At 68.7% G+C, this 17,404-nt stretch carries 20 protein-coding genes and 1 riboswitch; of the genes, 5 read left to right on the top strand and 15 right to left on the bottom strand.

Features of this window, described 5'->3' with window-relative positions:
• Positions 1 to 5: 5 nt before the first annotated feature.
• From ACFK0J_RS12320 to nadA, 4 genes are all read right to left on the bottom strand, one after another.
• Positions 6 to 1,010, bottom strand: coding sequence for an alpha/beta hydrolase family protein (locus tag ACFK0J_RS12320; RefSeq protein WP_378739528.1), 1,005 nt, complete (start codon positions 1,008 to 1,010; stop codon positions 6 to 8).
• A 102-nt stretch (positions 1,011 to 1,112) separates the two neighbouring features.
• Positions 1,113 to 1,973, bottom strand: a complete 861-nt coding sequence (gene nadC, locus ACFK0J_RS12315; RefSeq protein WP_378739526.1) for a carboxylating nicotinate-nucleotide diphosphorylase — start codon at positions 1,971 to 1,973, stop codon at positions 1,113 to 1,115.
• A 115-nt stretch (positions 1,974 to 2,088) separates the two neighbouring features.
• Positions 2,089 to 3,648 (bottom strand): L-aspartate oxidase, encoded by a 1,560-nt coding sequence (locus ACFK0J_RS12310; protein WP_378739524.1) that lies wholly within the window; start codon positions 3,646 to 3,648, stop codon positions 2,089 to 2,091.
• A 67-nt stretch (positions 3,649 to 3,715) separates the two neighbouring features.
• Positions 3,716 to 4,792: a quinolinate synthase NadA gene (gene nadA, locus ACFK0J_RS12305; protein WP_378739522.1), complete on the bottom strand. Its 1,077-nt coding sequence runs from the start codon at positions 4,790 to 4,792 to the stop codon at positions 3,716 to 3,718.
• 76 nt (positions 4,793 to 4,868) lie between these two features.
• Here nadA and ACFK0J_RS12300 point away from each other — a divergent pair, with 76 nt between their 5' ends.
• The gene (locus ACFK0J_RS12300) at positions 4,869 to 5,627 is read left to right on the top strand and encodes an NUDIX domain-containing protein (RefSeq protein ID WP_378739520.1); all 759 of its coding nucleotides are present in this window, start codon (positions 4,869 to 4,871) and stop codon (positions 5,625 to 5,627) included.
• Positions 5,628 to 5,648: 21 nt separating this feature from the next.
• Here the strand turns inward: ACFK0J_RS12300 and ACFK0J_RS12295 are convergent, their stop codons facing one another.
• From ACFK0J_RS12295 to bioB, 8 genes are all read right to left on the bottom strand, one after another.
• The gene (locus tag ACFK0J_RS12295; protein ID WP_378739518.1) at positions 5,649 to 5,831 is read right to left on the bottom strand and encodes a hypothetical protein; all 183 of its coding nucleotides are present in this window, start codon (positions 5,829 to 5,831) and stop codon (positions 5,649 to 5,651) included.
• A gap of 118 nt (positions 5,832 to 5,949) precedes the next feature.
• On the bottom strand, positions 5,950 to 6,264 hold the full coding sequence (locus tag ACFK0J_RS12290) for a DUF6545 domain-containing protein (RefSeq protein WP_378739516.1): 315 nt from the start codon (positions 6,262 to 6,264) through the stop codon (positions 5,950 to 5,952).
• Between the two features lie 35 nt (positions 6,265 to 6,299).
• On the bottom strand, positions 6,300 to 7,085 hold the full coding sequence (locus ACFK0J_RS12285; protein WP_378739514.1) for a hypothetical protein: 786 nt from the start codon (positions 7,083 to 7,085) through the stop codon (positions 6,300 to 6,302).
• Between the two features lie 9 nt (positions 7,086 to 7,094).
• On the bottom strand, positions 7,095 to 7,547 hold the full coding sequence (locus ACFK0J_RS12280; RefSeq protein ID WP_378739512.1) for a hypothetical protein: 453 nt from the start codon (positions 7,545 to 7,547) through the stop codon (positions 7,095 to 7,097).
• 171 nt (positions 7,548 to 7,718) lie between these two features.
• Positions 7,719 to 8,252 (bottom strand): DUF1353 domain-containing protein, encoded by a 534-nt coding sequence (locus ACFK0J_RS12275; protein WP_378739510.1) that lies wholly within the window; start codon positions 8,250 to 8,252, stop codon positions 7,719 to 7,721.
• A gap of 93 nt (positions 8,253 to 8,345) precedes the next feature.
• Complete coding sequence (locus tag ACFK0J_RS12270) at positions 8,346 to 9,020, bottom strand: DUF2567 domain-containing protein (RefSeq protein WP_378739507.1); 675 nt, start codon at positions 9,018 to 9,020, stop codon at positions 8,346 to 8,348.
• Positions 9,020 to 9,247 (bottom strand): hypothetical protein, encoded by a 228-nt coding sequence (locus ACFK0J_RS12265; RefSeq protein WP_378739505.1) that lies wholly within the window; start codon positions 9,245 to 9,247, stop codon positions 9,020 to 9,022. Before ACFK0J_RS12265 ends, ACFK0J_RS12270 begins: the two co-directional genes overlap by 1 nt.
• Before the next feature lie 8 nt (positions 9,248 to 9,255).
• Positions 9,256 to 10,269, bottom strand: a complete 1,014-nt coding sequence (bioB, locus tag ACFK0J_RS12260) for a biotin synthase BioB (protein WP_378739503.1) — start codon at positions 10,267 to 10,269, stop codon at positions 9,256 to 9,258.
• 196 nt (positions 10,270 to 10,465) lie between these two features.
• Here bioB and ACFK0J_RS12255 point away from each other — a divergent pair, with 196 nt between their 5' ends.
• Positions 10,466 to 11,050, top strand: a complete 585-nt coding sequence (locus ACFK0J_RS12255) for a TetR/AcrR family transcriptional regulator C-terminal domain-containing protein (protein ID WP_378739501.1) — start codon at positions 10,466 to 10,468, stop codon at positions 11,048 to 11,050.
• Positions 11,051 to 11,071: 21 nt separating this feature from the next.
• Here ACFK0J_RS12255 and ACFK0J_RS12250 read toward each other — a convergent pair whose 3' ends face one another.
• On the bottom strand, positions 11,072 to 12,241 hold the full coding sequence (locus ACFK0J_RS12250) for an alpha/beta fold hydrolase (protein ID WP_378739498.1): 1,170 nt from the start codon (positions 12,239 to 12,241) through the stop codon (positions 11,072 to 11,074).
• Between the two features lie 107 nt (positions 12,242 to 12,348).
• Positions 12,349 to 12,413, top strand: a riboswitch (cobalamin riboswitch).
• Between the two features lie 54 nt (positions 12,414 to 12,467).
• Here ACFK0J_RS12250 and ACFK0J_RS12245 point away from each other — a divergent pair.
• From ACFK0J_RS12245 to ACFK0J_RS12235, 3 genes are read left to right on the top strand one after another with little or no spacing between them, the layout of a single operon-like run.
• The gene (locus ACFK0J_RS12245) at positions 12,468 to 13,499 is read left to right on the top strand and encodes a FecCD family ABC transporter permease (protein WP_378739496.1); all 1,032 of its coding nucleotides are present in this window, start codon (positions 12,468 to 12,470) and stop codon (positions 13,497 to 13,499) included.
• Positions 13,496 to 14,347 carry an ABC transporter ATP-binding protein gene (locus tag ACFK0J_RS12240; RefSeq protein WP_378739493.1) on the top strand — a complete coding sequence of 284 codons (852 nt, stop codon included), beginning with the start codon at positions 13,496 to 13,498 and terminating at the stop codon, positions 14,345 to 14,347. Before ACFK0J_RS12245 ends, ACFK0J_RS12240 begins: the two co-directional genes overlap by 4 nt.
• A 50-nt stretch (positions 14,348 to 14,397) precedes the next feature.
• A complete protein-coding gene (locus tag ACFK0J_RS12235; RefSeq protein WP_378739490.1) occupies positions 14,398 to 15,423 on the top strand; it encodes an ABC transporter substrate-binding protein in 1,026 nt (341 codons plus the stop codon).
• 86 nt (positions 15,424 to 15,509) lie between these two features.
• On the opposite strand, the gene bioD is transcribed toward ACFK0J_RS12235, so the two are convergent.
• Together bioD and ACFK0J_RS12225 are read right to left on the bottom strand one after the other, a co-directional pair.
• Positions 15,510 to 16,184 (bottom strand): dethiobiotin synthase, encoded by a 675-nt coding sequence (gene bioD, locus ACFK0J_RS12230; RefSeq protein ID WP_378739487.1) that lies wholly within the window; start codon positions 16,182 to 16,184, stop codon positions 15,510 to 15,512.
• 52 nt (positions 16,185 to 16,236) lie between these two features.
• The gene (locus tag ACFK0J_RS12225) at positions 16,237 to 17,391 is read right to left on the bottom strand and encodes an 8-amino-7-oxononanoate synthase (protein WP_378739484.1); all 1,155 of its coding nucleotides are present in this window, start codon (positions 17,389 to 17,391) and stop codon (positions 16,237 to 16,239) included.
• Positions 17,392 to 17,404 lie beyond the last annotated feature (13 nt).

The raw sequence follows: 17,404 nt of genomic DNA, 5'->3' as shown, positions 1-17,404 counted from the left end.
GTGGGTCACGCCGCGCAAGTGGCACCGGGGGGCGGTGCGGGGGCGGTGTCGATGTTCGCCAGTACGTCGGTGGTGTATTCGCGGGCGGGGCCGTCCATCGGCTCGCGGTCGGTGAGGACTCGCTCCACCACGCAGGCGCCTTGGAACCAGACCGGGCCGATCCAATGCGTGCCGGGTAGGACGGCGCCGTCGGGACCTCGGCCGGTGACGATCGTGTACATCGAGTACGGCTGGCCCGCCGCCGCGAGTCCGCTCTTCAGGTCGACCGAATGCTGGTACGGCACAATCGGATCGGCGGTGCCGTGGACCAGGAAGATCCGTTCGGCAGTCAGCTTCGCCGCGAGCGCCGCCGTGGACCGGTCGGCATAGGCCTGCGGGCAGGCCACCGGGGCGCAACCACCGGCGTCGCGCTCGATCTGCGCCACCTGCGGCAGACCGAGGGCGTTGCCCAGATTCCAGTAGTCGACGGCGTTGGACGGACCGGCGGTATTGACCCAGTAGTCGAACAGCCCGGCGGGCCCGTGCGCCAAGGCAAGTCCGCTCGTCATGCCGCCCTGGCTCCAACCCCACAGCATCGTCCGGCCGACCGACGGATGCTCGTTCTTGTACCACTCGGTGGTGGCCACCACGTCATGCCAACCGGCCCATGGATTCCACTCGCCGGTTTTCCACACACTGTTCCCGCCGCGTTGGTCGAGCGTCAGCAGCGTCGCGCCGGTGCGTCGCGCGATCGATGACATGACGTCGGGATAGTCGGCGGCCTTCTCGTTGAATCCGTGCACCGCGACGATCAGGCTGCGCGGCGCGAGATCACCGGGGCTGCATTGATACGGCTCATAAGCCCATCCGTGCGACTGCTCCCCGTCCACGGCAACCGCGATCGGCCGCATCGCGACCGCACCGGCCGCGCACTCGGGTTCGGCCGACGCCGACGGCGCACCGAGCCATGACAGCGCGAGCATTGTCGTAATCGACAGCAACGAGGCAAGCAGGCGACACCCGCCGTTCATCAGGGCAACGGAACACACGCTGCCCCGATTGTGCTGCGTGACAACGGGGAACCGATCAGGGCGAGACGACACGTCCTTTGATCGGCACCGGCGATCGTTCCGCTACATGTCCAGGCCGAGATCCAGTACCCGGACCGAGTGGGTGAGCGCGCCGACGGCGAGATAGTCGACACCGGTCCTGGCGTAGTCGGCGGCGACATCGATGCCGAGCCCACCGGAGGATTCCAGTTTCGTGTCCGGTGCTGTCGCGTTGCGCCGTTGCACGGCCGCCTGGGTCTGCCACAGCGGAAAGTTGTCGAGCAGCACGAGTTCCACGTTTTCGGCGAGGACGGCGTCCAGCTGTTCGAGGCTGTCCACCTCGACCTCGCAGGCGATGTCCGGGGCGAGTGCGCGGACGGCTCGCAACGCGTCGACCACCGAGCCCGCCGCGACGACGTGGTTGTCCTTGATCAGCGCGGCATCGCCGAGTCCCATCCGGTGATTCACCCCGCCGCCGACCCGCACCGCGTACTTCTGCAGGGCACGCAGGCCGGGCAGGGTCTTGCGGCTGTCCCGGATCTTGCACTCCGTGCCCGCGACCTCATCGACCCAGGCGGCGGTGGCGGTGGCGATCCCGGAAAGATGACAGACCAGGTTGAGCATGGTGCGTTCGGCGGTGAGCAGGCCGCGCGTGGGAGCGACCACGGTGAGGACGGATTGCCCCGGGGTGACCCGGGTTCCGTCGGCGACGCGCCCGGTGACCTCGTAATTCCCCGCGCCGATCACCTCATCGAGCACCAGCAGCCCGACATCGAGCCCCGCCACCGTCCCCGCCTGTCGCGGCACCACCGACGCCTTCACCACCGCATCGGCAGGCACCGTAGCCTCCGTCGTGATGTCCGGCCCGTACCGCAGGTCCTCGTCCAGCGCGGTCCGAATAAGCGCAAGCACTCCATCCAGATCCAGCCCACCAGCCAAACCCATCAACCCCACACTCCTACTCTCACGTCATGTTCGTCCGCCGTGCGTGGCACGCCATGGCGGCGGGTTCTCGCTGATCGCCGCGACCATGTGCCACGCACCGACACCGGTCTGGTGTTCATCGGTCCAGCCGGGGACAGCCGTCGTCGTCCAGCACGACCGACAATGGGCGGCGGAGCCGCTCGTCGGTGGCGGGATGGTCGGATCGGGTGTGGCAGCCGCGGCTTTCGGTGCGGGCGGACGCTGCCAGGAGCAGAGTGCGAGCGGCCACGGTCAAGGCGGCGTCTTCGATGCCGGTGAGCCGCCGGGCGATGGTCGATTCGGCTTCCGCCGGTGTCACGGCGTCGTCCAGCCGTTTCATCGCCTCCGCCAGGCCCGCGCCGTCGCGCACGACCGAAGCGTGCGTGGTCATCAGCTCTTGCAGCACCTCGCGATCCGCGTACTCCGTTGAGCGGACGGCGATTTCGGTGACTTGCCGTCGCTCGGCGAGGCGTTCGGCGGCGGCCACACCGGCGCGTTCGCCGACGACGAGACCTTCGAGCAAGCTGTTGGACGCCAGTCGATTCGCGCCGTGCAGGCCGGTCCGCGCGACTTCACCCGCCGCGTAGAGGCCGGGTACGGCGGTGCGGCCGTGCGAGTCGGTCACCACGCCGCCGCATTGGTAGTGCGCGGCGGGGGCGACCGGGATCAGGTCGCTGCGCGGATCGATGCCGATGGCGAGACAGGACGCCGTGATCGTCGGGAACCGTTGCGCGAAACCGGCTATCGCCCTGGCATCCAGGTAGACGTGATCGGTGCCGAGCGCCCGCATGCGGGCGGCGATCGCCCGGGAGACCACGTCGCGTGGTGCCAGATCGCCGCGCGGATGCACGCCCGCGGTCACCGAATCACCTTCGGAATCCACGAGAATCGCGCCTTCGCCGCGCACCGCCTCGCTGATCAGCGGACGTCGTCCCACCCCGCCCGGCGTGTACAGCACGGTCGGGTGGAACTGCACGAATTCGAGATCGGCCACGCTCGCCCCGGCCCACAGCGCGAGTGCGATACCGTCGGCGGTCGCACCGGGTGGGTTTGTGCTCAACGCGTACAGCTGGCCGAGCCCGCCGGTCGCCAGCAGCACCGCCGGTGCGTGCACAACGCCGAATCCCTTGTCGGACACCGCGAGAACACCCTGCACACCGCCCGGTCCGGTGAGGATCTCGCAGGCAGCCGCGCCGAACAGCACCGGAAGCCCGGCCGCGTTCAACGCGCGCTGCACCTCCGCGCCGGTGGCATCGCCGCCCGCGTGGATGATCCTCCGGGTGCTGTGCCCGCCCTCGCGGGTCCGCGAGATCTGCCCGTCCCGGCCCAGATCGAACACGGCCCCCAAGTCGGTCAGCGCCGCGACCGCGGCCTGTCCACCTTCGACGATGGAACGCACCGCGTCGCCATCGCACAGCCCGGCACCGGCCTCGACGGTGTCGTGCACATGTGATTCCACCGAATCACCGTGCGGTGCCACCACCGCGATGCCACCTTGGGCGTACTGCGTCGACGTGTCGGTGGCGCCGCCTTTGCTGAGGGTGAGCACCCGCAGGCCACGCAGCGACGCGGTGCGCGCCGCCGTCAGCCCGGCGACACCGCCGCCGATCACCACCAGATCGGCATCGGTCTCCCAGTCGATCGACACCGGAGTCATCCGCCCGCGCCTCTCTGTGCGTTGCGTGAGAGCCTGCCGACCGCCGCCGCTAGGGCAGGGGTCGGCCTCACTCACCACCGCCCGGATTGCCGATCTCGATCATTCGCTGCACCGAATTACGGCCGCGCGCGGCGGTTTCCGGATCGACATGGACCTCATCGCGGCCCTCGACCAGGCAGCGGAGCAGCGCCGCCGGGGTGATCATCTTCATGTACTTGCACGAGGCCCGGTCGTTCACGGCCTGGAAGTCGATGCCGGGGGCGGCCTTTCGCAACTGGTGCAGCATGCCGATCTCGGTGGCGACCAGCACCTGGGTCGACTGCCCCTGCTCGCCGTTGCCGAGCCGCCGCTGCTGCACGTCCCGGGCCGCGTCGATCATGCCGCCGGTGGACAGGATGTGCACCCGGTCGGCCGGGAACGCGCCCTCGCCCGCCAGGTACAACGCCGAAGTGGCGCAACCGCATTCGGGATGCACGAACAGGTCCGCGTCCGGGTGGGTGCGCGCCTGTTCGGTCAGCTCGTCGCCGTTGATGCCCGCGTGCACGTGGCACTCACCGGCCCAGATGTGCATGTTCTCGCGTCCGGTGACCCGCTTGACGTGCGCGCCGAGGAACTGATCCGGCAGGAACAGCACCTCGCGGTCCGGGTCGATCGAGGCGACCACGTCGACCGCGTTGGACGAGGTGCAGCAGATATCGGTGAGCGCCTTCACTTCCGCGGTGGTGTTCACGTAGGACACCACCACCGCGTTCGGGAATTCGGCCTTCCAGGCACGCAGATCCGCCGCCGTGATGGAGTCCGCGAGCGAGCAGCCCGCCCGCTGGTCCGGAATGAGGACGGTCTTGGCGGGGCTGAGGATCTTCGCGGTCTCGGCCATGAAATGCACGCCGCAGAACACGATGGTGTCCTCGGGTGCCTCGGCGGCGATCCGCGACAATGCCAGCGAGTCACCGACGTGATCGGCCACGTCCTGGATCTCCGGCAACTGATAGTTGTGCGCGAGAATCGTCGCGTTTCGTTCGCGGGCCAGTCGCTTGATCTCCTGCGCCCACTCCGGGGTGGCCTCGACACCCGTGAACCCCGTCGGCCCGTCGAACACCTGCCCCATCAGCGGAGGCGCTAGTTTCGCACCCATCGTCGCCATGATGGCTCCCTTCGTCGTGCGGTCGGCTCCACCGCCGATTCGCACCAAACCAGGTTTTCGACTTACAATCGAAAACGTGGCCCATAGTAGCACCATCCATGAAACGCTCACCGCGGTGTTCCAGGTTCGCCGCTTCCCCGCGAACATCGCCGCAGGTCCGAGCCCTGCCGACGCCCGGAACGAGATCATCGGCCGCTGTCCACCCTGGCAACGGACCGAATTGGCGGTACTGCTGTGGGAGCGCGCGCTCGACCCCCAAAAGGGCACCTGGTCGCTGCCTGGCGGCCGTTTGCGCGACGACGAGGACCTCGACACCTCCGCGCGCCGCCAGCTCGCCGAGAAGGTCGATGTGCGCGAATTGGCCCACCTCGAGCAGCTGTCGGTCTTCAGCGCCCCGGACCGGGTCCCGCCGCCGCGCCGCATCGCCTCGGCCTACCTCGGTCTGGTGCCGCTCACCGCGGACCCGCAGCTACCCGCCGACACCGACTGGCATCCGGTCTCCGCGCTGCCCCCCATGTCCTTCGACCACGGCACCGTCGTCGACCACGCCCGCACTCGTCTGGCCGCCAAGCTCTCCTACACCAATATCGCGTTCGCCCTCGCCCCCGCCGACTTCACCATGTCCACACTGCGTGAAATTTATTGCGCTGCCCTCGGTTACGACGTCGACACGACGAATCTGCAACGAGTCCTCTCGCGCCGCAAGGTGATCACCCCCACCGGCGAAACCCGGGCCCCGGGCCGAGCGGGCGGCCGCCCCGCCGCCGTCTACCGCTACACCGATTCCGGCATCCGCGTCACCGACGAATTCGCGGCGCTGCGGCCACCGACCTGAGCCGCCAGTAGAGGCGCCGACTCACGAATCGACACTGGCCTTTCGATGCTTGCTGCCCCGCCGATACCGCCGCTTGTTCGGCACCGGTTGCGCGGCATTGCCGCGCCGCAACGCGTCTCGCCGCCGCCAAGCAACCAGGTCGGCGCGCTCGCGTGCTTCGGCAGGCAGATCCGCAGCAGCGGCCGTCTTCTTGTTCTCGCGCACACCGGACCTCCCTTCCGTATTCAGGCAACCAATCCGACCGCCGCACGGTACTCCCGCTCCCGTCATCCCCTCTACCCAATTATCCGCCCCGATGAGCGCGCATTTCCTGATCAGGACATCAGGCGCGGGTCGCGCTCGGCAAAGCCGCGACGGTGCGAGCTCTGCTCCAATGTGCCGCGAGGGTGGTGAGTTCGGCGATTTCGGCGTCGACGTCGCCCGCGGTGGAGGGCAGCGCCAGCACGGCGCCCGAGGCGGGCGCACCCGCGGCCTTGGCGGCGCAGGCGTGGGCGAGTTGGATGGCGTAGTCCTGGACGGCGTTGGCGTCGCCGGTAAGGGAGGCGGGCTCCGGCGCATAGCGGGACAAGATGCGCAGGCAGTCACGGATCTCGATGACGGTGCGGTGCAAGAGGAATCGGCTGCCGAGGTCGCCCACCGGGCCTCGGTAAACGAGTTCCGGGCAGGCGGCGGTCAGGTGGACCACAGCGGCAACAGCCGTTTCCGGCTGCGCGACGCGGCGTCCAATCCCAATTGTTGGGCCAGCCGGAGCAGCAGCGGCACAGTCATGCCGACCACGATGATCACCAACTGATACAGCAGGATGTCGCGATCCGCGGCGGCCAGCAGCGCGGTGAAGATGTTGTGCTCACCGCGAACCAGGAACACCGCCGCGATCGGCGCGCAACTGAAGCCGAGCAGGTGCACGGTCGGAAACAGCGCGAGCGCCGCATACGCCACGACCTCCCGGCGTTCGGGCCGCTGCCGCAATTGAGCGATGCCCAGCCGAATCACCAGGCTGTCGAGCCAGACCATCGGCGGAAGCAGTGCCAACCAGAAACCCACGGGCGCCCAGCCGATTTCGTCCGCGATCGCGACACCATGATCGCGTGCACCCGTGCCACAGAGCAGCGCGATCAACGCGCTGCCGACGGCGATCCCGTGCACGACAGCGGGTCGATAGCGCAGACCGAGCGCGGCGGCCAGCACCAGCACATTGAACCCGACGACCGCGCCCATCAGAATTATCGCGAGCTGAAACAGCCAGGCAGCCGACAGATAACCCCCGGACAGGGCGACCAACCCGCGCTGCAAGGTGGGTTCGCGCATGGTGGACGCGATGACGAGCACGGCGAGCGCGAGATTGCCACGGTGGTCCAGCTGCGTCGCGCGAAACCTGGTGAGCCGCACCGCGAGCAAGATCCAGGCATAGCCGACCACCGGCAGCGACCACAAGGTCGGCCAGGACGAGGTCACCACAACGGCGGCTCAGTCCCGGAAGATCGTCCGGCGGACCGGCGAACCCACCGGCGCCGTACGGGATTCGGACAGCACGAGTGAGGCGAAGAGTTCCGCTTGATGTTCGGCGGCGTCGTCGTAGTCGCTGCGTTGCAGCACGCGCAGCACGCTGTCCGGATCCATACTCGGAAAGAGCATTTCGATGGTGGCGCGTCTGGCGCGGTCGGCGTCGACACCCGCGTGGTCGAGCAGCAGATGCCCGATCTCGTGCAGCACAATATGTTCGGCGTGATAACCGGAACTGTCCGCGTCGTAGGCGATCACGATGTGGTCGGCGCTTTCCAGCAGCACGCCGCACGGCATCCCGTCCGCCAGCCCCGTGGGTAACGGCATCAGCCGAATCTCCTTGCCCACCATGGCCGTGACCTGCGCCAGGAATACCGTAAGGTCCCACGGCCGCGGGATGCGCAACGCCGTCGTCATCCGTCGCACCTGTTCGATTATCGGGTCGGGTCGTTGCCGTCTCCTCACGGGCGACCCCGTCGGCCGAGGACATTCGCTGTGCCGCGGTCGCTGCGCACGACGAGCGCATCAACCCACCGGATCACCTCGATACACCGCACGAACACTCCGGAAACGGTACCCCAGACAGGTTCAGGCCGTCTTCATCTGCGGCTCGGGTGGTGGAGCGGCGGTGCGGGTGAACAGGCGCGCGGCACCCCAGAATGCCAACTCCACCAACCAGAACAGGACAAGGAACACCTGGACCACGATCACCGGAATCGCCAGGAACACCATCGACGGCACGGCGATCAGGACCCACGTCGCGAGCGCGCCGACCGTCGCGCCGCGCAACCCGCTGGCCAATCGCACCCCCGCCCACATCATCCAGCGCCGCGGCACCGAGACACCCAGCTCCTGTAGGCAGCGCCGGAAGATGCCGTCCGCGTCCGCGATACTCACCACGTTCGCGCTGCGCAGGTAGTCGTGCAGGATGGCGGCGCGGGTGTAGGCGCCGTAGCGGGGAATAAGCCAGACCAAAGCCCGAGGTACCGAGGCGAAGTCGGTGCGGAAGCCGGCGGGGATCACGAATTCTTGGGAATCACCTTGGTAGACGAGTGGTTCGACCACCCGCCAGAATTGGGCGTCGATTTCCTCGACGACCGGCCCGCTACCGACGAACGCCACGACTCGTTCCTCTCTGAACGCACAGCGTGTCCTACAATTTTAGGCTTTTTTGGTACGCGTGTGCCGTCCCGCGGGCAACGGTTCGGACAACGATCAGCGGCTGGGACGAGTCTCCGGCAACGAACCGGAACCGGCTTCCGAAGCTGGTTCGTAGCTACGGTAAGGCATCGGGCCGCCACCCGCAGGCTGGGACGCGGTGCCGTACGGCCCGAATGCGCCTGCCGGATCGAACGATCCGGTCTCGGGGGTGGCCCGACTGCCGGTGCCCAGATCCTCCGACGAACTCAGCGCGGCGAGGAACAACACGAGCAGCGACGCGATCAGCGGCTGGATGATCAGCGCGAGCCAGCTGCCCACCCCGATCGGCAACTCGACGATCTGCCCGACCGGCGGATCGTGCGGCCGCGGGTGCCGCCACTCGGCCACCTGCTCGCCGACCCGCGCCATCAGCACGGCGCCGACGACGGACCCGGCGAACAAGCCGATCTGCGACAGCGGCCCGCGTACCGCGCGCCACCGCCAGGCGGCGACCGCGCTCAACAGGCCGAGCACCGCCCCGAAGCACACGAACATCGCCACGCCGTCGAACTGGTGCATGCTCTCCCCGGTGAGCAGGCCACCGCGGCCGGGCTCGACCACCAGCAGCTGCTCACTCGGCGCCACCAGGCCCCACACGACACCGCCGAGCGCACTGACCAGCGTGACGGCCAGCGCGATCACCGCGGCGGCGCGCGCCTCGCGCCGCACCCCACTCCGAGGCGTCGTCACTAGCGGCGTTCCAGACTGGTCGCATCGATCACGCCATGCCGGGAACACTTGGCCCACCAGCCGTCCGGGCTCACCTGCACCACCATCCGGCGGCCGCACTGCTCACAGAAGCGCGGCGGCTCCAATCCCAGCGCGGCGGCCGCGGGCATCGCGTCATCGAGCCCGGGCACTATCCGTTTGCCGGTGAACGGGTTGTAGCGCTCGTCCATGTCCATGACATTACTCATGGGATGCTTCAGAGGGTTTCGTTGAGCGCCTTGATCGGCATCTTCAACTCGCCGAGCAGATCGAGATCGGCTTCGGCGGGCCGGCCCAGGGTGGTCAAGTAGTTGCCGACGATAACGGCGTTGATGCCGCCGAGGATGCCCTGCTTGGCGCCGAGGTCACCGAGGGTGATCTCGCGGCCGCCGGCGAAGCGAAGGATGGTGCGCGGCAACGCGAGCCGGAACGCGGCGACGGCGCGCAGCGCGTCGGCGGCGGGCAGCACCTCGAGGTCGCCGAACGGGGTGCCGGGGCGCGGGTTGAGGAAGTTGAGCGGCACCTCGTCCGGTTCGAGCTCGGCCAGGTTCGCCGCGAATTCCGCGCGCTGCTCCAGGGTTTCGCCCATGCCGAGGATGCCGCCGCAGCAGACTTCCATGCCCGCCTCGCGGACCATGCGCAGGGTGTCCCAGCGTTCTTCCCAGGTGTGCGTGGTGACCACGTTCGGGAAGTGCGAGCGCGAGGTCTCCAGATTGTGGTTGTAGCGGTGCACCCCCATGGCGGCGAGCTGATCGACCTGTTCCTGGGTGAGCATGCCGAGCGAGCACGCGACCTGGATGTCGACCTCGTTGCGGATGGCTTCGACACCGGCGGCGACCTGCGCCATCAGGCGCTCGTCCGGACCACGCACGGCGGCGACGATGCAGAACTCGGTGGCGCCGGTCTTGGCGGTCTGCTTGGCGGCCTCGACGAGGCTGGGGATGTCGAGCCAGGCCGCCCGGACCGGCGACTGGAACAGGCCGGACTGGGAGCAGAAGTGGCAGTCCTCGGGGCAACCGCCGGTCTTGAGGCTGATGATGCCCTCGACCTCGACCTCGGGGCCGCACCACTTCATCCGCACGTCGTGGGCCAAGGCCAGCAGTTCTTCGAGGTGGTCGTCGCCTAGGCGGAGCACCTCCAGGGTCTGCTCCTGGGTCAGCCCTTCGCCGCGTTCGAGCACTTGCCCGCGGGCGATCGCCAATATGGAGGTGTCAACAGGAGCCTGGGTCACTGCACGAATCCCTTCGTTCGGCCGAGGTGGCCGTGCAACTTGAACGGTGTTCAGGCTAGGGTAGAGCGGACAGTGAGTCAAAACACTGCGAGCACCGCCGCCGAGCACTGCGGCGCGAGCCGAAGACCCGGAGAAGGTAGCCTCCCTAACCACCGAGGGGGCCCGGAGCGCCACCATCGACACGGAAGGAATTCGGGTGCAACTGCACAGAGCGGACGTGGTCGACGGCGCCATCGCGATTCTCGACCAGTACGGCCTCGCCGACCTGACCATGCGCCGGCTGGCCGGCTCGCTTCAGGTGCAACCGGGTGCGCTGTACTGGCATTTTCCCAACAAACAGGCGCTGCTCGGCGCGGTCGCGGACAAGATCCTCGCACCGATGGACGATCCGATCGTCGCCACCGAATGGTCCGGCCAGCTCAGCGAATTGGCGCACCGGCTGCGCGACTGCCTGCTCGCCTACCGCGACGGCGCCGAATTGGTCTCCGCCACCTACGCATCCAGACTCACCACCAGCAAGGGCCGGGAACGCATGGCCGGCGCGGCCATTCGCGCGGGCATGCCCCGCCACGAAGCCGAGCTCACCTCGTTCACGCTGCTGTACTACGTCCTCGGCCAAACCGTCGACGAACAGTCCAGGATGCAAATGGATTCCGCGGGCGCACTCCCCGACGACGAAACCCCCCTCGACGAAACCCCCGACCCCACCGCCCGTTTCGACTTCGGCCTGCAACTGTTCATCGCGGGCGTGCGCCACCTCCTCGGCACCCGCGTCCGCTGACCGAGGGCCCCACGTGGCCTGTCAACGTGGCGCCGCGGCGGTCCTCGTCGCCCGGACCTCCTGCTGGTAGCGCTGGATGAACGGCAGGATCTGCTGCTCGATCGCCGCGTTGTATTCGATCGGCCGCTGCATCGGGTTGGCGTGCCCGATATTTCGCGCCCGCACCACCGAGAGCGTGCCGTCCACCCCACCGGACTGTTCGATCAACACCCGGTGCGAGTACTCGACATCGACCACCCGATCCTGGCTCGGATCACGCGGCCGGATGAAAACGATGGCGGGCCGCGGCTTTCCGTCCGCCGGAGCGGCCAGCGCCCGCAGATCGTTGGCCGCGCCGCCGGCCACGATCGCGGTGAACTGTGCCTCGATCAGCCCGTTGCTCGCCGCGTTGCGGGAGAAGATCTTCTCCCGCCAGACCTCGCCCAGCACCTCGCCGAGCCGGGCGAAGCGGATGCCGGGCGGCACGCCCCCGCCACCGCGGAAGACGAAACGGTCCCGGCGCGCATAGGTTTCCACCGCCAGCCGTAACAGGCGGCTTTCCCGCGCGCCGGGCAGCCAGCGCATCCAGCGCACCATGTCCTCACCGCGGCCGCGGCTCTCCGGGCGGACCGCGTTCAGATCCACCGGCGTGCAGTCCAGGATCACCCCGACCAGGCGGCGGTCGCTGCCGAGGTGGATGTGTTTGGCGACCTCCAGCGCGATCACACCGCCCATGCTGTGCCCGACCAGCACGATGTTCTTCAATCCGGACAGCTCGGTGGCGCGGATGATCAGGTCGGCGATCACCTCGGTGTCGATGCCTTCGTTGTCGTAGCGGATGGCCCACACGACGCCCATTCCGCGCAGCGCGGGCAACGCGGCGGCGGTCGGCCTGGCATCCAGGCCACCGAGGCCGACCATGTCCACCACGACGGTGTCCCAGTTCTCGGGATCGACCGGGGCGGCGACGGGCAGGATCGCGGGCTCGGTGCGGGCCAGTCGCACCTGTTGCGGTTCGACGTCGTAGGTCAGGTACTGCGCGAACACGATCAGTACGGCGGCGAGCAGTGCGACCACCCGCAGCACCGCCGACCGGGTGCGGCGCAACGTCTTCCACTCGTGCCACAGGCTGGTGTCCCGTAGCCGGGCTCTGCGTCGCGCGTCGTCCCAGTCCGCGACAGTGGACGGGTGCCGATCTTCGAACGGCGACATCTTCCCCACTGTAGGTAAGGGTGTGGACGGCTGCCATTCCAGAACGACCCGGCGATACCGGCGAATCCGACCGAACGGTAGAGTTCGGCCGTCATCCCTGCAGGTGCGGGAATCCGGTGCAATTCCGGAACGGTCGCGCCACTGTGATCGCCTACTCGGCGAAAGTCAGACCTCCCCTGCGCGACACACTCTGGAGAGGCCGCGACTTGCCTGTGGAGCACCACCGATGATCCGTGTCCGCACGGCGATCATCTTCCCCGTCCTCGGGGCGCTACTGATCTGCGCGATGATCCTCGCCACCGGCTTCGGCGCGGAAACGCTGCCGGTCTCGTCGGTGCTGGAGGTGCTGCGGCACCGCATCCTGGGCCAGCCGCCCACCGACTTCGGTGTGGACACGATCGTGTGGCAGTTGCGGGTGCCACGCACGGTGCTGGCCGCGATCGTCGGCGCCGGACTGGCGTTGGCGGGCGCCGCGATGCAGACGCTGGTGCGTAATCCGCTCGCCGATCCGTACCTGCTCGGGGTGTCCTCGGGTGCCGGTGTCGGCGCGGCCGCGGTGATCACCTCCGGACTCTTCGCCGGTGCGGGGGTGTGGGCGTTGTCGGGTGGGGCGCTGGTCGGTGCGTTCGTCGCGGCGGGGCTGGTCTTCCTGATCACCGTCGGCCAGGGTGGGCTGACACCGCTGCGGCTGGTGCTCACCGGCACCGTCCTGGGCTCCGCGTTCGCCGCGTTGAGCAGCTATCTCATCTTCCGCCGACCGGATCCCGCCGCTGCCCAATCGGTGCTGTTCTGGCTCCTCGGCAGCCTCGCGGGTGCGGACTGGACGCGAATCGCGTTGCCGCTGAGCGTGGTTGTGCTGGCCGGTCTGGCGCTGTTGCTCGCCAGCGGCTGGCTGGACGCGCTGACCGTCGGCGCCGATACCGCCGCCTCCCTCGGCGTTCCGGTCAAGGAACTGCGCATCGCCCTGTTCCTCCTGCTGGCGGTGCTGGTCGGGGTGCTGGTCGCGGTGTCCGGTGGCATCGGCTTCGTCGGCCTGGTCATTCCGCACGCCGCCCGCCTGCTGGTCGGTCCGCGTCACCGCAGCCTGCTGCCCGCCTGCGCGCTGTGCGGCGCCCTGTTCCTCGTCGTCGCCGACGCCGCCACCCGAATTCTGGTCCGGCCCACCGAAATCCCGGTCGGTGTCCTGACCGGGCTGATCGGCGCACCCGCGTTCCTGGTCTTGATGGGGCGACGACGCTATCGGTTCGGTGAAGCATGAACGGACCCAGTCAGCACGAGCCAGGGCTCGATGTGGTCAGCAGCGAAGTGGCCGAACCAACAAGCGATGCCGGGGCGTTGGCGGTCAACGGGCTCGCGTGTGCCGCTGGTCGGCGGACGGTGGTCGCCGACGTCAACTTTGCGATCCGCGCCGGGGAGACGATCGGGATCGTCGGGCCGAACGGTACCGGGAAGACGACGTTATTGCAGGTCCTTGCGGGAGTACGGCGACCGGTGCGGGGGCAGGTGACCGTGGATGGTCGAGTGCTGCACACCTTGTCGGCGCGGCAGCGGGCTCGGACCGTGGCCATGGTCGCGCAGGACGAGCGGCCGCCCGCTGATCTCCGTGCGGGTGAGGTGGTGGCCCTTGGGCTTACGCCATATCTGCCGCCGTGGGGTGGCGGATCGCCACGCGAACAACAGGCGGTCGAAGAAGCATTGGCGACAGTGGACCTGACCGGTTTCGCCGAGCGACCGGTGCATCGCCTCTCCGGGGGCGAGCGCCAACGAGTCCTGCTGGCACGCGCGCTCGTACAGAACACGCCGGTATTGCTGCTGGACGAGCCCACCAACCATTTGGACATCACCCACCGTCTCGAGCTCCTGGCGCTGACCCGCACGCTGAACCGCACGGTGGTCATGGCGCTGCACGACCTGGCGCTGGCCGATCGGTATTGCGACCGAATTCTGGTACTACACAACGGCATCGCGCACCCCTTGGCCGAACCTTCGACTGCCCTCGCCCCCGCCGTGGTCGATCCGGTATTCGGCGTCCATGCCCTACGCGTCCCCCACCCCGAAACCGGCATCCCCCACCTCCTGATAACCCAACGCGACCCGACCCGATGACCCGGCGGCGTGGCACTACTCGAACTGTTGAACACCATGAGAGGCGAAATATGAGGCACACTTTGCGAGTTCTGCTGGCGGTGGCGCTGGCTGCCGCGGCGGCTGGGTGTAGTGCGGAGAAGGCGGGCGGCGGGGATCTCACGATCCGGAATTGCGAAGTGGATGTGCGGTTTCCGGCGCCCGCGAAGCGCTTGTTCGTCAACGACGGCAATCTGATCTCGATGATCCTTGCCCTCGGGGCGCAGGAGCAGGTGGTCGCGGTGTCGAGTGTGCAGCGGGACGCGGACACGTTGCGCAGGCACTACGGGCCCGCCGTCGATGAGCTGAAGACCGTTGCGCCCGAATACCCTTCGCGGGAGACGGTGCTGGCGCAGGGACCCGACGTCATGGTCGCCGGGTGGAGTTACGGTTATGACGAGGCCAAGAATCTGACCCCGGACTCGTTGAGCAAGGCCGGTATCGCGGCCTACACGCTCACCGAGAGCTGCCGCCAGCGCAATGGCGAACGTCCTCGCGGCATCGTCGAACCGTGGACGGCACTACGCACCGACCTCACCAACCTCGGCGCCATCACCGGCCACGCCGACCGCGCCACCGAACTCACCGCCGACCTCGACCGTCGGCTGGCCGCGCTGACCGCGGCACCGCAGGCGGAGCGCAAGCCGACCATCTTCCTGTTCGACAGCGCCACCGACTCCCTCATGTCCAGCGGCAGTTTCGGTGCGCCCCAAGCGATCCTGGCGGCCGCCGGCGGCCGCAACGCACTCGACGACGTGGCCGACACCTGGACCAGGGTGTCCTGGGAGCGGCTGGCCGCCGCCGACCCCGACGCCATCATGTTCGTCGACTACCCGCCGCAAACCTTCGCCCAGAAGGTCGAACTGCTGCGCGCCAAGCCCGGCATCAACCAACTCCGCGCCGTCACCGAGGGCCGCTTCCTCAATCTCCCCTACGCCATGTGGACCAGCGGCCCCCTCAACATCGACGCCGCCGAACAGATCCGTAAACAACTCGAAACCTGGAACCTCGTGCCCGCCTCCACCATCCAGCCGCGCACCGACGACGCCATCCGCTGACGCGATGCCGCGTACCGATTCTCCAGCCGCGCACTGAATTGCTGGCGAATTCATGCGCGTGGGGCGAAACGGGGCGCGGCGTGCGGTCAGGTGAACGGGGACCAGCTGGGGGCGAACCAGTTCGGAGCTGCGGCGGTGAAGTGGGTGCGGTGCCAGGAACCGGCGCCTTCGGGGATGGTCCCCACGATGTCGACACCGGTGACGCGGGGTAGGTCGATGCGGTTGCATTCGGCGGCCAGGTCGGGGGCCGTCGGCCAGGAGCCGATCACCAGACCGGCGCAGTGGACGCCCGCCGATTGCAATGCGCGGGTGGTCAATTCGGTGTGGTTGAGGGTGCCGAGGCCGGGGGCGGTCACTAGAAGGACCGGGGCACCGAGCTTTTGGGCGAGGTCGAGCAGCGTGAAATCACCGAGCCGGACCAGTAGTCCACCCGCCCCCTCCACCAGGGTGAGGTCGGCGTCGGCGAGTGCGTCTATAGCAGCGGCGGTTTCGGCCAGCGTCAGCTCCGGCAGACCGGCGCGGCGCGCGGCGGTGTCGGGTGCCAGCGGGTCGGGGTAGCGCGCGAGCTCGACGGTGCGAGTCACGCCGCTGAGCCGTTCGACAGCGGCGAGATCACCAGGTTCACCGGGCGCGACACCGGTTTGTCCCGGCTTGCATACCGCGACCGACCTACCTTCGGCCAGCGCGATGGCGGCAACGGCCGCGGTCACGACGGTCTTGCCGACATCCGTGGATGTTCCGGTGACCAACAGGATGCTCATGCCGACACCACCTGCGGCGCACACGTTCCTACGATCATTGGTCTCTCGGTACTCACGCCCGCACCACATCCAATCCGCGTGCCTCGGCCAGCACGTCGCCGAGAACCGTTGCTATCGTGTCGAGTTCATCGGGGCTGAGGTCCGCGCGGGCGGTGAGTCGCAAACGGGAGGCGCCCTCCGGCACCGACGGCGGCCGGAAGCAGCCGACGTCGAGTCCGCGGGCGCGGCATGCCTGGGCCGCGTCGTAGGCGACCTGCGCCTTGCCGAGCACGACCGAGACCACCGCCGAATCCGGTGGGGGCACAGCGGCAATGCGCGCGATGTCGGCAGCACGCTCCAGTACTCGGCCCGCCAGGTGGGGTTCGCGCCGCAGCACCCGCAGCGCCGCCCGTGCCGCACCGACGGCGGCGGGCGCGAGGCCGGTGTCGAAGATGAAGGTGCGCGCGGCGTCGATCAGGTGCGCCCGCACCCGTCCATCGGCGAGCACGACTCCGCCCTGCGCGGCAAAGGATTTCGACAGGGTCGCGGTGATCACCAGGTCCGGCTCACCGGCCAGCCCGACCTCGTGCACCAGCCCGCGCCCGCCCGCGCCACGCACACCCAGCCCGTGCGCCTCGTCCACGATCAGCACCGCACCACGCGCCCGGGTGACCCGGTGCAGCTCGGCGAGCGGCGCGAGATCCCCGTCGGCACTGAACACCGAGTCGGTGAGCACCAGCGCCCGTTCCTCGGTACGCGAGGCCAGCAGGCGGTCGACGGCGTCGACATCGGCGTGCGGGGCGATCTCCACCCTGGCCCGCGACAGCCTGCACGCGTCGACCAGCGACGCGTGGCTGCCCGCGTCGGAGACCACCAGGGCCCCACGCCCGGCGAGCGCGGTGACCGCACCGAGGTTGGCGGCGTACCCGGACGCGAAGACGAGTCCCGCCTCGGCGCCGACGAACTCGGCCAGTTCGGCTTCCAGCAACTCGTGTTCGACAGTGGTGCCCGTGACCAGTCGTGAACCGGTCGACCCGGCGCCCCATCGCCGCACCGCTTCGATCGCGCCCTCGATCACCTCGGGATGGCGGACCAGCCCGAGGTAGTCGTTGGAAGCGAGGTCGATCGATGGCGACCGCGCGGGACGGGGGCGTAGTTCACGGCGCAGCCCGGCGGCCACCCGCGCGGACGCGCGCTCGTCCAACCAACTCAATGGATCGGTAGTCACAGCTCCGCAGCAT

This window comes from Nocardia brasiliensis (assembly GCF_042691675.1).
GTDB classification, from domain to species: domain Bacteria; phylum Actinomycetota; class Actinomycetes; order Mycobacteriales; family Mycobacteriaceae; genus Nocardia; species Nocardia brasiliensis_D.
This window is presented reverse-complemented; position numbering and strand designations above follow the sequence as displayed.

What these genes read in the sequence shown, in the direction of transcription:
- ACFK0J_RS12240 (WP_378739493.1), top strand. Translation starts at nt 13,496, where the DNA reads ATGAACGGACCCAGTCAGCACGAGCCAGGGCTCGATGTGGTCAGCAGC.
- ACFK0J_RS12310 (WP_378739524.1), bottom strand. Translation starts at nt 3,648, where the DNA reads ATGACTCCGGTGTCGATCGACTGGGAGACCGATGCCGATCTGGTGGTG.
- ACFK0J_RS12320 (WP_378739528.1), bottom strand. Translation starts at nt 1,010, where the DNA reads ATGAACGGCGGGTGTCGCCTGCTTGCCTCGTTGCTGTCGATTACGACA.
- nadC (WP_378739526.1), bottom strand. Translation starts at nt 1,973, where the DNA reads ATGGGTTTGGCTGGTGGGCTGGATCTGGATGGAGTGCTTGCGCTTATT.
- ACFK0J_RS12235 (WP_378739490.1), top strand. Translation starts at nt 14,398, where the DNA reads ATGAGGCACACTTTGCGAGTTCTGCTGGCGGTGGCGCTGGCTGCCGCG.
- ACFK0J_RS12250 (WP_378739498.1), bottom strand. Translation starts at nt 12,241, where the DNA reads ATGTCGCCGTTCGAAGATCGGCACCCGTCCACTGTCGCGGACTGGGAC.
- ACFK0J_RS12280 (WP_378739512.1), bottom strand. Translation starts at nt 7,547, where the DNA reads ATGACGACGGCGTTGCGCATCCCGCGGCCGTGGGACCTTACGGTATTC.
- ACFK0J_RS12245 (WP_378739496.1), top strand. Translation starts at nt 12,468, where the DNA reads ATGATCCGTGTCCGCACGGCGATCATCTTCCCCGTCCTCGGGGCGCTA.
- nadA (WP_378739522.1), bottom strand. Translation starts at nt 4,792, where the DNA reads ATGGCGACGATGGGTGCGAAACTAGCGCCTCCGCTGATGGGGCAGGTG.
- ACFK0J_RS12265 (WP_378739505.1), bottom strand. Translation starts at nt 9,247, where the DNA reads ATGAGTAATGTCATGGACATGGACGAGCGCTACAACCCGTTCACCGGC.
- bioD (WP_378739487.1), bottom strand. Translation starts at nt 16,184, where the DNA reads ATGAGCATCCTGTTGGTCACCGGAACATCCACGGATGTCGGCAAGACC.